Genomic DNA, 14954 nt, shown 5'->3' on the forward strand with positions numbered 1-14954 from the left:
CCTTGCGACGCGTTGGCAAAACCTAACTTTCAATTCGTAATTCAGCTTGGACGAATTTGTAGTCGATGCGTTAGCAAGGTATCTAACGCGAGAAAACACGCTTGATTCCGTCCTTGTTGTTTTGCTTTATACAGAGCGGTGTCGGCTGCATCGATGAGGGCCGAAACCTCGCGATGTTTGTTTGGATCGTAGGTACTTAATCCTATACTGATACTGATACGTTGCTCAGCTTTTGATTTAAGATGCGGTAGCTGTAAGTGATTGACCGCAGCGATAAGTTTCTCCGCAAATTGTTTTCCATGCTCCTCAGTCATATTCGGTAGCACCAACACGAATTCCTCACCACCGTAGCGTGCCAACATATCCGAAGAGCGAGAAATTTGTGATTTCAAAGCGGACGCAACCTGGATCAATATCTTGTCGCCAGCGGGATGCCCGTAATAATCATTGTACTGTTTGAAAAAATCGATATCGACCATAAAGATCGATAAGGGATGTTTTTGTCGTATCGCTTGACCCAACGAGATCTTGTAATGCTCGTCAAAAAAACGGCGATTGTACAGACCAGTGAGACTATCCGTTGTTGCGTCTTTTTTTAATACTTCGGAATGCGATCGCAACATTTTTTCGCGTCGAATCGACGTACTCGAATCCGTAATTTGAATCAAGCAAAATCGTTTGTCTTCATTTGCCGGAATCGAGGTAATCGTGATCGATTGGTGAATCGCGACGGGCTCGGTGAAACTTTCGTCGAGCGTGAACAGTGGAAGTGGTGAACGATGCAAGGCGTTCGACAACACGGCCGGTAAGCCATAACTGACCGTATTGCGCAATGCTGCTAAGAATGCCGAGCTTGGAGGCGTCGCAAATACTTCGTCGATTCTTTTGTTAAGGGCCTCTTGTGCCGCTATACCGGAATGTCTTTCCATCCATGCATTCCATAGCAAGATTTTTTCTTCGGAGTCGACAGCAACGAGTCCGATAGTAATATTGTCGAGTATCCTGCTCTGATTTATTTCAATCGCGCTCATTCAATTTTCCCTAAAAACTGCTCAATTTGAAGAACCAAATTGCGCAATGACATCGAGCTCAATAAAAAAATTAAATGCCCTTCAGAGTGACGTTTCTCGATGGTTAAATCGATGTGTAAGATCAGAATATAGGGTTGTTCCTCAACATTACTCAAACCTTTGATGATGTCTTCTGATGAGGCAATTTTGTAATTCGGAAGTGAACTATCTAAGGATATTTGTAGCATATCTGCCATCGCCGAGAGGCAGGCATTTAGAATGATATTGCCGAGTTCGCACATCGCTTCTTGCTCAAATTCTGCAAGCTCCTCAATGCTCATTTGCGATCCCATCATATCGCGTACGATTTCTAACGCATGGCTCTCAGTGAACAGCAATAGCGCCTGCGCATCGAATGGTCCTGAGAAGTGCTGACTGACAACGCCAAATTTTTGGGTTGTGTCTGGCATCATGCTGATATCCGCTTCGGAGGATTTTTTTATCTCGATCGATGGCACGGATAACTTGACTTCGTCACCGACGATTTCACTTAAGCTAGCAGCGGCACGACCCGCGCCGACGTTGAAAACTTCAGCGAGAGCATCGAGATGGAGTTCGGTCAAACTATCCACAATTATCCTAAAAAGTAACGTAAAGCTTCCGCGATTGATTTTTCAGTGACAGGCTTGGCAACGAAAACCGCTCCCATCGCATTCGCTTTATCTTGAAAGGTTTCTTGAATATTTGCCGAGAATATTACCATGCGTATGCTTGGAACAGATTTGAGAATATGTTCCGCAGCTTCTGTTCCTAAAATGCCAGGCATGTTGATATCCATCGTACAGAAATCGGGTTTGTGTTGCTCCGCAACAGCGATACCTTCCGTACCATTATTCGCTTCAAGAATTTCCCAATCTGGATGAATCGCTTTGACGCGAGCCTTAATTACCATACGAGAGACTTTGCTATCGTCAACGATGAGTAATTTCTTGATAGTTGGTTCGGAAGACATGAATAATCCTAAGAAATTGTTGTCGAACGGAAAGGTAATATTCTACCTTATGCGGGTTTTTGTCAAAGAGAAATACCATGCCAAACTTAGCCAACTTGACGATCAAAATTGTTACTTTTTGTGTCGGCCAGCTGCGGATTACATTGTTAAGAGGGTGTCATCTTGCTGATTTGGGCGTTTGCCTTTCTTCCATTTGGCGTAGGCGCCGCCATAATGTGGTTCGACTGATACCGAGATGTTTTGCTAATGCTTCACGATTGTTATTGAATTCGAGAAGTAGGGAATGTAGATCATTCTTTTCAGTTGAGGAATCTTTGCTCGGCGTACTTTGTGGCTTGAATTGGCTAGTATTGCCATGCTGCGCCATGTGAATTTCTGGCAATAACTGCTGCAGTAGCATAGGCGTAATTGCCTGTAGCGGTGTTGCTGAAATAAACAGTGCGACTCTTTCCATCACGTTACGTAGTTCCCGGACATTCCCAGGCCATGAATAAGACCGCAGAATTTGATCGCAGCGGCTGATTTCAGCGTGCAAATTAGGATGGGGTCGACTACCGATTGCTGCGGTTGATTGCTTGAGGCACCATTCGGCCAGTTCCAAAACATCTTCCGATCGGTCGCGCAAAGGCGGGATTTGGATACGCAGTACGGCCAGTCGAAAAAACAAATCGGCGCGAAATTTACCTTCTTTTACGCGAGTTTCTAGATCGCAATGGGTTGCGGAAACTATTCTGACGTCGACTGGAATCGGCTGGATGCCGCCGACACGCACGACTTCCCGTTCCTCTAAAACGCGTAGTAGGCGAGTCTGAAGTGATAAAGGCATTTCACCTATCTCATCGAGGAACAAAGTGCCCCGATGTGCGGCTTCAAATAGGCCCGCGTGTCCACCACGGCGTGACCCAGTGAACGCGCCTTCCTCATATCCAAATAATTCTGATTCAAGAAGTGATTCTGCGATCGCGCCACAATTAATTGCGACAAATGCTTGCCGCGCTCGTGGACTCTCGCGATGGATAGCCTGCGCTGCAAGTTCTTTGCCTGTTCCTGTTTCGCCTTGGATGAGTACCGTCGCGGGAGAACGTGCGAAAAGCATAAGCGTGCTTCGAACGTTTTCCATCAGTGCAGAATTTCCGCGCAAATCGGTCAAACTATGTTTTGCGCGGAGTTCGCCGACTGGATATTGGCGTCCTTTTGATGCCTCGAGTCGGGTAAGTCGTGAAATTTCTATTGCATCATCAAACGCTTGTCGGATCGAGCCGGCTGAGTACATAAAGACGCCAGTCAAACCTGCTTCTTCCGCGAGGTCTGTTATCAGCCCGGCACCAACGACCGCTTGTATACCCATTGCTTTCAATTCGCTGATTTGGCTTTTGGCATCTTCCTCTGTGACATAAGTTCTTTGTTCGACTTGGAATCCAAAGGTTGTCTTGAACTCGGCAAGCTCAGGCATCGTCTCTTGATAGGTCACTATTGCGATCTGACGCGATATTTTGCGTGCACGTGCCAAGGCCTGCATCACATCGAAACCACTCGCTTTGGCGATGACGACGGGAATAGGCAAACGATTTTTGAGATAGGCACCATTCGAGCCTGCGGCTATCACCGCATCGCAATGCTCGGTTTGCAGACGTTCACGTAAAACTTGCGCCGCCTCTTCAAAGCCGAGGTGAATAGGCTCAATCTCGGCGCTGGCGTCGTACTCCACCATGATGTCGCGAAACAGATCGAACAGGCGTGAAATTGAGACTGTCCAAATAATGGGTTTGTCTTGTGGATCGCGTGGAACGAGAGGGCGTCGGCTCATGGTTTATTGGTGCTTTTTTTAGTGGTGTTACTCGTAGGGTTTCAAGCAGTGTTTCAAAGAATGTTTCAATTTTTGTTTCAAAAAGCGTTTCGATTATGTTTCAAATGTGTTTCGTCTGCAACGTTTTTTCGCATTATCCCCAACTAAATTAGTCGGGATTGCATCTGTATGCTAGTGCTTAAGTCTTTGATTTTTAATGTATCTCTGTGTTGTAATTTGAATCTGACTTGATGTTGGCACGGGCTTTGCAATAGAGGCAGCATCCAACTAAAAAGGAACAGAACATGTCTCAATATTCCGCAGGTGCCGCCTTCCGTAAGGCGATGCAAGAAGAGTCTCCATTACAAGTTGTCGGCGCGATCAACGCGAATCATGCTTTGTTAGCGAAACGCGCTGGGTTTAAAGCGATTTATCTGTCGGGTGGCGGCGTTGCCGCTGGCTCGCTCGGTTTGCCGGATTTGGGTATCTCCAATTTGGACGACGTGTTAACCGATGTGCGTCGTATTACTGATGTGTGCGATCTGCCTTTGTTGGTCGACGTCGATACGGGCTTTGGTTCATCGGCATTTAATGTGGCTCGCACGGTCAAATCGATGATCAAGTTTGGCGCAGCCGCGATGCACATTGAAGATCAAGTCGGTGCCAAGCGTTGTGGTCATCGCCCAGGTAAAGAAATCGTCAGCAAACAAGAAATGGTTGATCGCGTGAAAGCGGCTGTTGATGCACGTACCGATGAAAACTTCGTGATCATGGCACGTACCGATGCGCTTGCCGTCGAAGGTTTGGAAGCTGCGATTGACCGCGCTTTGGCGTGCGTTGAAGCTGGTGCGGACATGATCTTCCCAGAAGCGATTACGCAACTCGATATGTACAAACAATTCGCCAACGCGGTGAAAGTACCTATCCTCGCCAACATCACCGAATTTGGTTCTACACCTTTGTACACGGTAGAAGAGTTGGCGTCTGCCGATGTCGGCTTAGTGCTCTACCCATTGAGCGCTTTCCGCGCCATGAATAAAGCCGCAGAAAATGTCTATACCGCGATTCGTCGCGATGGCACACAAAAGAGTGTGGTCGACACTATGCAAACACGTATGGAACTCTACGAGCGCATCAATTACCACGATTTTGAACAAAAATTAGACGCATTGTTTGCACAGCAAAAAGCGAAGTAATTGCCCAGAACTGCATTGAATAAATTTTCGGAGAATTAACATGACCACACAAGAAAACCCAACATTTAAACCAAAAAAATCCGTTGCTTTATCTGGCGTTGCTGCAGGCAATACAGCGCTGTGCAGCGTAGGTAAAACCGGTAATGACTTGCATTACCGTGGTTACGATATTTTGGACGTGGCAGACAATTGCGAATTCGAAGAAATCGCGCATTTGTTAGTGCATGGTAAATTGCCAAACGTGGCAGAACTCGCCGCTTACAAAGCAAAATTGAAAGCCTTGCGCGGTTTGCCTGCGAATTTGAAAGCAGCCTTAGAAGCTTTGCCAGCGTCTTCCCATCCTATGGACGTGATGCGTACTGGTGTCTCGGTGTTGGGTTGTACTCTGCCAGAGAAAGATGACCACAATGTGCCAGGTGCACGTGATATCGCTGATCGCTTGATGGCGTCTTTCGGTTCTATGCTCTTGTACTGGTACCACTTCAGCCACAACGGTAAACGTATCGATGTCGAAACAGATGATGATTCTATCGGCGGCCATTTCCTGCATCTCTTGCATGGCGAGAAACCAAAAGCCTCATGGGTACGTGCAATGCATACGTCCTTGATTCTGTACGCAGAACATGAATTTAATGCGTCGACATTTACTAGCCGCGTCATCGCTGGTACAGGTTCCGATATTCATTCCGCCATCACGGGTGCGATCGGCGCTTTGCGTGGTCCAAAACATGGCGGTGCCAACGAAGTTGCGTTTGAAATTCAAAAACGTTATGACAATCCAGACGAAGCAGAAGCCGATATCAAACGTCGTGTGGAAAACAAAGAAGTGGTGATCGGTTTTGGTCATCCTGTTTATACCGTGTCCGACCCACGCAATAAAGTCATCAAAGAAGTGGCACGTACTTTGTCGGTGGAAGCGGGTTCGACCAAGATGTATGACATCGCCGAGCGTTTGGAGACAGTGATGTGGGACATCAAAAAAATGTTCCCGAACTTGGATTGGTTCTCTGCCGTGTCTTACCACGTGATGGGCGTACCAACAGCCATGTTCACACCGTTGTTCGTGATCGCCCGTACTTCCGGCTGGTCGGCACATATCATCGAACAACGTATCGACAACAAGATCATTCGTCCGAGCGCGAATTATGTGGGACCAGAAGATTTGGCGTTTGTACCATTGAAAGATAGAGCTTAAAAGCTTAGAAGTAGAGGCGCAAAGAACGAAGAGTCCTTTATGCTGAAGTATGGCGTATTGATGGTTACGAATGTCGGGGAAGCTTGTCATTCCTGCGTAGGCAGGAATCCAGTGGCGTTGGTCGATTAGCGAAAGACGCTGGACTCCTGCCTACGCAGGAGTGACATCAAGAAAACTCAGCGTACTCTGCTCCTCTGCGGCGAGAAAAATTCTTCGACAAGCATTAAAAAATTTTGAGATGGATAAAAAATGAACACACAATTCCGCAAAAACCTCCCCGGCACCACACTCGACTATTTCGATGCACGTGAAGCGGTAGAAGCGATCGAGGCGGGGGCTTATGCCAAACTGCCTTACACCTCGCGTGTCTTGGCTGAGAATTTGGTGCGTCGCTGCGATCCTGCGACTTTGACGGACTCCTTAAAGCAGTTGATCGAACGTAAGCGTGAGCTCGATTTTCCGTGGTTCCCAGCGCGCGTGGTGTGTCACGATATTTTGGGTCAAACTGCTTTGGTTGATTTGGCGGGTTTGCGTGATGCGATTGCCGATCAAGGTGGTGATCCAGCGCAAGTCAATCCTGTGGTGCCAGTGCAGCTCATCGTTGATCACTCCTTAGCGGTCGAATGTGGCGGCTTTGATCCGCAAGCGTTTGAGAAGAATCGTGCGATTGAAGATCGTCGCAACGAAGATCGCTTCCATTTCATCAATTGGACAAAATTGGCGTTCAAAAACGTTGACGTGATCCCGCCAGGCAACGGCATCATGCATCAGATTAACTTGGAGCGCATGTCGCCGGTGGTGCACAATCAAAACGGCGTAGCGTTTCCAGATACTTTGGTGGGTACAGATAGCCATACGCCACACGTCGATGCACTTGGTGTGATCGCGATTGGTGTCGGTGGTCTTGAGGCTGAAAACGTCATGCTCGGTCGTGCTTCGTGGATGCGTTTGCCGGACATCATTGGCGTTGAATTGACGGGCAAACCGCAGCCTGGTATCACCGCGACTGATATCGTCTTAGCCCTCACAGAATTCCTGCGCAAGTCCAAAGTGGTAGGTGCGTATCTCGAATTCTACGGCAGCGGTGCAGCAGCCTTGACGCTCGGTGATCGTGCGACGATTTCGAATATGGCACCGGAATACGGTGCGACGGCAGCGATGTTCAGTATCGATCAACAAACCATCGATTACTTGAAATTGACTGGCCGTGAAGATGCACAGGTCGCTTTGGTCGAAACCTATGCCAAGGTAGCGGGTTTGTGGTCTGATTCCTTAGTTCACGTTGAATACGAACGCGTATTGCAGTTTGATTTATCCAGCGTGGTGCGCAATATGGCGGGCCCATCAAATCCGCATGCCCGTGTTGCGACGGCGGATTTAGCAGCAAAAGGCATCGCTGCAGCATGGGACAATGTGCCAGGCCAAATGCCAGATGGCGCCGTGATTATCGCGGCGATTACCAGCTGCACCAATACTTCCAATCCACGTAATGTGATTGCTGCGGGCTTGTTGGCACGTAATGCTAATCGCCTCGGCTTAACGCGCAAACCTTGGGTCAAATCTTCCTTAGCGCCTGGCTCCAAAGCCGTCACTTTGTACTTGGAAGAAGCCGGCTTAATGCAAGACTTGGAAGCGCTGGGTTTTGGTGTGGTGGCGTATGCGTGTACCTCCTGTAACGGTATGTCCGGTGCCTTAGATCCAGTGATCCAACAAGAAATTATTGACCGCGATTTGTATGCGACGGCAGTCTTATCAGGCAACCGCAATTTCGATGGTCGTATTCATCCTTATGCGAAGCAAGCTTTCTTGGCTTCGCCTCCATTGGTCGTCGCTTATGCGATCGCTGGCACGATCCGTTTCGATATCGAAAAAGACGTGTTAACCGTGGTTGATGGCAAAGAAATCCGCTTGAAAGATATCTGGCCTAGTGATGAAGAAATCGACGCGATTGTGAAGTCTAGCGTCAAGCCAGATATGTTCCGCAAAGTGTACGAGCCAATGTTTGCGATCTCGACAGAGCAAGCAGCGAGTGTGCCACCACTCTACGATTGGCGCGCACCATCGACCTACATTCGCCGTCCTCCGTACTGGGAAGGTGCATTGGCAGGTGAGCGCACAATGAAAGGCATGCGTCCTTTGGCCGTCTTGGGCGACAACATCACGACCGATCATTTGTCTCCATCGAACGCGATTATGCTCGACAGCGCGGCTGGTGAGTACTTGGCGAAAATGGGTTTGCCGGAAGAAGATTTCAACTCCTATGCAACGCATCGCGGTGATCACTTAACCGCACAACGTGCCACCTTCGCGAATCCGACCTTGAAGAACGAAATGGTGCGTGATGCTGAAGGCAAAATTAAAGCCGGATCTTTAGCGCGCATTGAGCCAGAAGGCAAAATCACACGCATGTGGGAGGCGATCGAAACCTATATGGAACGTAAGCAGCCTCTGATAATCGTTGCCGGTGCTGACTACGGTCAAGGCTCTTCACGCGATTGGGCAGCCAAAGGTGTTCGTTTGGCGGGCGTTGAAGTCATCGTTGCCGAGGGTTTTGAGCGCATTCACCGCACCAATTTGATTGGTATGGGCGTCTTGCCGCTCGAATTCAAATCGGGCGTGAATCGTTTGACTTTGGGGATCGATGGGACAGAAACCTATGACGTGATCGGAGCGCGTACACCACGTGCAGATTTAACGCTGGTCATTCATCGTAAGAACGGTGAGCGTGTCGAAGTCGCCGTGACTTGCCGTTTGGATACTGCGGAAGAAGTGTCGATTTACGAAGCAGGCGGTGTCTTGCAGCGTTTTGCACAGGACTTTTTGGAGTCTTCGAAATCTGCGTGAGCCTCATGACGGTGTTGAAAAAAGCCCTTCTCCCGTGAACGGGAGAAGGGTTGGGATCAGGGGCGTTGATCAAGGATTTCGAGATTGTTTTAAGCAACGATCGTGAACAGGTTTATCGATTTTGCTCAATCAATTTCGCTAGCTCAGCATCCCTCACCCTAACTCTCTCTCGCACGCGGGAGAGGGAACTTAGAACCAAGAAAAGGAAAACCATGTCCCACCCAGCCCAAATCAAAATCCCCGCCGTCTACATGCGTGGTGGCACTAGTAAAGGTGTATTTTTCCGCGTGCAAGATTTGCCAGCCGCAGCCCAACAAGCCGGTGCGGCACGTGATGCTTTGTTGTTGCGCGTGATCGGTAGTCCCGATCCTTATGGTAAACAAATCGACGGCATGGGCGGCGCCACTTCGAGCACCTCGAAGACTGTGCTGTTAGCGAAGAGCTCTAAACCAGATCACGATGTTGACTATTTATTCGGTCAAGTCGCGATCGATAAAGCTTTCGTCGATTGGAGCGGCAATTGCGGCAATCTTTCCGCGGCTGTCGGCTCTTGCGCGATTAGCATGGGCTTGGTCGACAATGTGCCAAACAATGGCATCGCGGTAGTACGCATTTGGCAGGCGAATATCGGCAAAACGATCATCGCACATGTGCCGATGACGAACGGTGAAGTACAAGAAACAGGTGACTTCGAGCTCGATGGAGTCACATTTCCTGCCGCCGAAGTTCAACTCGAATTTATGGACCCAGCTGCCGAAGAAGAGGGCGCTGGCGGTTCTATGTTCCCAACCGGGAATCTAGTCGACGATCTGGAAGTGCCCGGCATTGGCACGCTCAAAGCGACCATGATCAATGCGGGCATCCCAACGATTTTTGTGAATGCGGAAGAGATGGGCTACACCGGCACCGAATTGCAAGACGCGATCAATGGTGATGCTGCCGCCTTAGCGAAGTTTGAAACAATTCGCGCTTACGGCGCAGTGCGCATGGGCTTGATTAAGCACATCGACGAAGCTGCGAAACGTCAACACACACCGAAAGTCGCCTTTGTATCCAAGCCTTTGGATTATGTGTCCTCGAGCGGAAAACAAGTGAGTGCCAGTGAAATTGACTTATGTGTACGCGCCCTGTCGATGGGTAAGTTGCACCACGCGATGATGGGAACGGCGGCGGTGGCGATCGGCACGGCGGCGGCGATACCCGGCACCTTAGTCAATTTAGCCGCTGGTGGCGGCGCACGCTCGGCAGTGCGCTTCGGTCATCCTTCAGGCACTTTGCGTGTAGGCGCTGAGGCGCAATTGGTCGATCGTGAATGGGTCGTGAAGAAGGCGAGCATGAGCCGTAGTGCTCGTGTGTTGATGGAAGGGTTCGTGCGCGTCCCAGGCGACTGTTTTTGATTGAGACGCTTAGATGTGGTTAGAAATTGCAGGGAGTCTCAATTCCTTATTGATCATTGCGAGTTTGTGGGGCATATGGTCACAAGTGAAGAAAGTGTGGCAGCGTAAGCAAGGTGGAAAACGCGGTGGAGAACAATGCGGAGAACAAGGCGGAGAACAAGGCGGAGAACAAGGCGGCGCGACAGCGGTTTTGTCGCTGAACCAGTTCAGCGTGAGTTTTTTGGCATATTGGTCGTTCTTTGTTTATGGTTATTCGATTAAACCGTTTAATCATTTCATCGTCTGGCCACGCATGATTGCTGCGATGTTGGTGATGCTTTTGCTGTATGAGATGTGGCGTGATCGTCGGACGACTGCAACGAAGACGGTGTTGATCGGTGCAAGCGTGATGATGGTGATGGGATTGTTGGGATTGGTTTTGAGTTTGTTTTCTCAAATGGGAATTGTGGATCACGGACGAGTGATTTCACAAACACTGATCGTCACGATCACGATCTTGCTGGCACAAGCGTATGCGCATCAGATTCGTTTGATTGTGCGTTCAGGAAGTACCGGTGCGGTATCGATACGGATGAGCCAGTTTATTTTTGTCATGGATCTGAGTTCGATTTTCTTGGGATGGATGTTGGGTTTTAAAGATGGATGGCCGTTGTTGTTGCTGGCGAGTGTGAGTGCGGTGACGAAGTTGGTGATGATGTATTTGTTTTATTGGGTGAGGGTGAGTGAGCTTGCTTTGAATCGTAGGGCTGTTTCGGTTTGATGTTTTGTGTTTGGGCTTTGGTTTGTTGTTTGCTGGAGTTTTGATGGCCTGTAGGTCGGGGGTGGCCCGACAGCCTTTACCTTTTTTGTCTCGCCAAAAAAGGTAACCCAAAAAAGGCGACCACGCTGCCACTGCCCTTCGGGTTCCCAATTGTGCAAGACAAAAAATGGGAAAGCTTCGAAACTCGCTACGCTCAAACAACGAAGCTTTCTTTATCCATTTTCTGTCTTGCACAATTGGCAGTGTCAGAAGTGGATGAAGGTCAAAAGCAACCCCAAACAATCAGTCTCAAAAGTTTTTTGTACCACCAATGACCGTTGTGATTGTAGGTTTTGATGTTCCCGCATGTAGCGCTGCCAATTGTGCTGGGCAGAAATGGGAAAAAGAGAGGCAGATGTTTGAGCGTAGCGAGTTTCTGACTCTCCCCATTTTTGCCCTGCGCAATTGGGTACCCGAAGGGCAGCGATACCTGCGTCGCCTTCTTTTTGCTTACTTTTCTTGGCGAAGCAAGAAAAGTGAGTGGCCGCCGGGCCACACCCGGCCAGAGAATGCAGTTAGACCGTAAAAGTTAGATGAGCCACATAGGAATCAAAGCACAAACTTGATGTAGTACAAAAGGCGATTAAGCAAAACAAATAACAATCAATAGCAATCAACTTCACGCCAAACAGAATTCAAACCAAACGCTATAAAAACTGGAGACACCATGAACTACCAAGATTTTTATCAAGCCTCAATTCAAGACCCAGCCAGCTTCTGGGACAAACAAGCTCAACTCATTAGTTGGCACAAACCCTACACTCAAGTGCTTGATCACAGCAAACCACCATTTGCCAAATGGTTTGTCGGTGGCGAGACGAATCTTTGTTATAACGCGATTGATCGTTGGTTGGAGACACAGTCGGATAAGGCGGCATTGATCGCCATTTCGACTGAAACCAATTCCGAGAAAACCTACAGCTTTGCTGAATTGCATGTCGAAGTACAGCGCATGGCAGCGATGATGTTGGAGCTCGGAGTCAAGAAGGGCGATAGAGTCTTAATCTATATGCCCATGATTGCCGAAGCGGCGTTCGCCATGTTGGCGTGTGCTCGCATCGGTGCTGTGCATTCCGTGGTGTTCGGTGGCTTTGCCTCTAAGAGTTTAGCAACGCGTATTGACGATGCTAAACCCGTGGTGGTGGTGTCTGCCGACGCCGGGATGCGCGGTGGTAAGGCGGTGCCGTACAAGCCTTTACTGGATGAAGCGATCGCACTGGCGGAGCATAAGCCAGCGAAAGTATTGTTAGTCAATCGTGGCCTCGATGCGATGAACTCGGTCGCTGGGCGTGATGTCGACTATGCGGCATTGCGTGAACAACACATGAACGCACAAGTACCGGTCACTTGGTTAGAGTCCAATGAAATGTCCTACGTGTTGTACACCTCGGGTACCACAGGTAAACCCAAAGGCGTGCAGCGTGACGTCGGCGGTTATGCGGTGGCATTAGCCTCATCGATGAAGCATATTTTCTGCGGCAATGCGGGTGAAACTTATTTCGCGACGTCGGATATTGGCTGGGTTGTTGGTCATTCCTACATCGTGTATGGCCCTTTGATTGCAGGTATGGCGACCATCATGTACGAAGGCACACCGATTCGCCCTGACGCGGGCGTATGGTGGAGCATCGTTGAGAAATACAAAGTGACGCGCATGTTCTCGGCACCAACCGCAGTACGCGTATTGAAGAAACATCCCGTTGAGCTGATGAAGAAATACGATATTTCTTCGCTTAAGGCTTTGTATTTAGCCGGTGAACCACTAGACGAAACAACTTCGAATTGGATCGCTACGGAATTGGGCGTGCCGATTATCGACAACTATTGGCAGACTGAAACGGGTTGGCCCATCCTGTCGGTGGCGCGCGGTGTTGAGCACAAAGATACGCGTCTCGGCAGCCCAGGGATTGCCATGTATGGTTACAACGTTACCGTCATTAATGAAGCGACTGGCGCTGTCTGTGGACCGAATGAAAAAGGTGTGGTGGCGATCAAAGGCCCCTTACCACCCGGTTGCTTACAAACTGTGTATGGCGATGATCAACGTTTCGTGCAGACGTATTGGTCTAACTTCGCGCATGAACAAATGTATTCAACTTTCGATTGGGGTATCCGTGATGAAGATGGTTACTACTTCATTTTGGGACGCACCGACGATGTGATCAATGTCGCGGGACATCGTTTGGGCACGCGTGAAATTGAAGAGAGCATTTCTAGTCATCCACAGATTTCTGAAGTCGCAGTGGTCGGTATTGAAGATAAATTGAAAGGGCAGGCCGCGGTTGCGTTTGCGATTATTAAAAATCCAGAGCGCGCAGCAACGCCTGAATTGGCAAAGGCATTGGAAGCCGAGGTGATGGCGGTCGTCGATAAACAACTCGGTGCGGTGGCGCGACCATCTCGTGTGTATTTCGTGGCGATGTTACCGAAGACGCGTTCAGGTAAGTTATTGCGCCGCTCGATTCAAGCGGTGTGTGAAGGAAGAGATGCAGGTGACTTAACGACGATCGAAGATCCTATGTCCTTGCAGCAGATCAAAAATGCCTTGTCAGTATAAGTAATTTTGTTAAGTATTTTTCTGCTAGGATGGGCGAAGTAACAAAAGGAGCCAGATCGAACTGGCTCTTTTTGTTTGGAGCCATATGTTTAGATAATGAGCGCCGCGGACAGTGTCCTTACTTCGTCTTCGGATTCTTCTAAGATACTCTGTAAGCTACCTTCACCAACCACGAAATTGATATCAGACTCGCAGCGATTTGCTTCCGTATCTGTGCGCGTGTCCAATGGGGATACCGTTCTTGCGAGATCATTCGCCAGTAATAAGGTATCACCTAAACTTTCTGGCGGCATGGCTCGCAGTCCATACCAGAGCGCTTCTAAGGCATCGTTTACCTCGTTTGGGAGATTGAGATCTTTCAGAACGGCTCGTCCTATGATTGCTTCTTGCGAATCCTTCGCCATGGTTTCATTGAGTTCATCGAAGTTTGCATCGTCATTCGCGCCAGATAAGTCATCTGGTTCAAGTAAGCAAGGAAATTCTTCGGCTCTTGATAAAAGATAAAAACCACCTACTTCATGAACGATCCCTGCAAACATAGCAGTGTCGGGATCGAGTTTCGTGACGCGTCTGGCAATGACTTGTGCCAGCGCTGCGACTTGCGCTGAATGCTCCCACAGTTGATTGATTTTTGCGCGGATCACGGGATGCTTACTAGCGCCGGCAATTTGGCGCATGACCAAGGATGCAACTAAAGCGCGCAATGTATTAAAACCCAATCTGGCGATTGCTGAGCGTACGTTACTGACACTGTTGGATGAGCGATTATAGGCAACACTATTCGCGACAGCGACCACCTTTGCTGCGAGTAATGGCTCATTGAGAATAATCTTGGCTGCACTATCAAGACTGCAATCTGCGACGTCAATGGCTTCTTGCACTCGCAATGAAGTTGCAACACTGGCAGAAAATACCAGATCACCGCGCAATGCTTGTTCGACCAGTAGATCTAAGGCTTCAGATTTATTCATAACACAGAGCCGCTCCGGTTTCAGAAAACGTCCTTCATCGCATTTCAATTTGCTTAGATAAAAAGCCTGATTTGCTTATTGAAAATAGGACCAAAATCTATCTACCAGATTTTGGGCTTGATTACTTAGTTCGTCAAATTACAATGTAGCAGATAAGCTTGCTTCTTGGAAATTTTATTTGAACTGT

Annotated in this window: 10 protein-coding genes and 1 pseudogene; 6 read left to right on the forward strand and 5 right to left on the reverse strand. The window is 48.8% G+C overall.

The features are described from left to right. Positions 1-41: 41 nt before the first annotated feature. The 4 genes from KDM90_RS14580 to prpR form a co-directional block, all read right to left on the reverse strand. Positions 42-1031 carry a sensor domain-containing diguanylate cyclase gene (locus KDM90_RS14580; RefSeq protein ID WP_212676351.1) on the reverse strand — a complete coding sequence of 330 codons (990 nt, stop codon included), beginning with the start codon at positions 1029-1031 and terminating at the stop codon, positions 42-44. After that, entirely contained in the window at positions 1028-1642 is a 615-nt protein-coding gene (locus tag KDM90_RS14585) for a chemotaxis protein CheC (protein WP_212676352.1), read from the reverse strand. The genes KDM90_RS14580 and KDM90_RS14585 overlap by 4 nt, the downstream gene beginning before the upstream one ends. Positions 1643-1644: 2 nt before the next feature. After that, on the reverse strand, positions 1645-2022 hold the full coding sequence (locus KDM90_RS14590) for a response regulator (protein ID WP_212676353.1): 378 nt from the start codon (positions 2020-2022) through the stop codon (positions 1645-1647). Positions 2023-2179: 157 nt separating this feature from the next. Next, complete coding sequence (gene prpR, locus KDM90_RS14595; protein ID WP_212676354.1) at positions 2180-3829, reverse strand: propionate catabolism operon regulatory protein PrpR; 1650 nt, start codon at positions 3827-3829, stop codon at positions 2180-2182. A 284-nt stretch (positions 3830-4113) separates the two neighbouring features. On the opposite strand from prpR, the gene prpB reads away from it, so the two are divergent. From prpB to KDM90_RS14625, 6 genes and pseudogenes are all read left to right on the forward strand, one after another. Further along, entirely contained in the window at positions 4114-5004 is an 891-nt protein-coding gene (gene prpB / locus KDM90_RS14600) for a methylisocitrate lyase (RefSeq protein ID WP_212676355.1), read from the forward strand. A gap of 40 nt (positions 5005-5044) precedes the next feature. Continuing rightward, positions 5045-6199, forward strand: a complete 1155-nt coding sequence (gene prpC / locus KDM90_RS14605; RefSeq protein WP_212676356.1) for a bifunctional 2-methylcitrate synthase/citrate synthase — start codon at positions 5045-5047, stop codon at positions 6197-6199. A 249-nt stretch (positions 6200-6448) separates the two neighbouring features. Next, a complete protein-coding gene (gene acnD / locus KDM90_RS14610) occupies positions 6449-9043 on the forward strand; it encodes a Fe/S-dependent 2-methylisocitrate dehydratase AcnD (RefSeq protein ID WP_212676357.1) in 2595 nt (864 codons plus the stop codon). Positions 9044-9255: 212 nt separating this feature from the next. Further along, positions 9256-10440 carry a 2-methylaconitate cis-trans isomerase PrpF gene (gene prpF / locus KDM90_RS14615; protein ID WP_212676358.1) on the forward strand — a complete coding sequence of 395 codons (1185 nt, stop codon included), beginning with the start codon at positions 9256-9258 and terminating at the stop codon, positions 10438-10440. A gap of 13 nt (positions 10441-10453) precedes the next feature. Beyond that, complete coding sequence (locus KDM90_RS14620) at positions 10454-11200, forward strand: hypothetical protein (protein WP_212676359.1); 747 nt, start codon at positions 10454-10456, stop codon at positions 11198-11200. A 679-nt stretch (positions 11201-11879) separates the two neighbouring features. Then, positions 11880-13796 (forward strand): annotated as a pseudogene (locus tag KDM90_RS14625) (propionate--CoA ligase); the annotation flags it as partial. 89 nt (positions 13797-13885) lie between these two features. On the opposite strand, the gene KDM90_RS14630 reads toward KDM90_RS14625, so the two are convergent. After that, positions 13886-14767 carry an HDOD domain-containing protein gene (locus tag KDM90_RS14630; RefSeq protein WP_212676361.1) on the reverse strand — a complete coding sequence of 294 codons (882 nt, stop codon included), beginning with the start codon at positions 14765-14767 and terminating at the stop codon, positions 13886-13888. Positions 14768-14954 lie beyond the last annotated feature (187 nt).

This window comes from Affinundibacterium fentianense (genome assembly GCF_018139545.1).
Classification (GTDB): Bacteria; Pseudomonadota; Gammaproteobacteria; order Burkholderiales; family Burkholderiaceae_D; genus Undibacterium; species Undibacterium fentianense.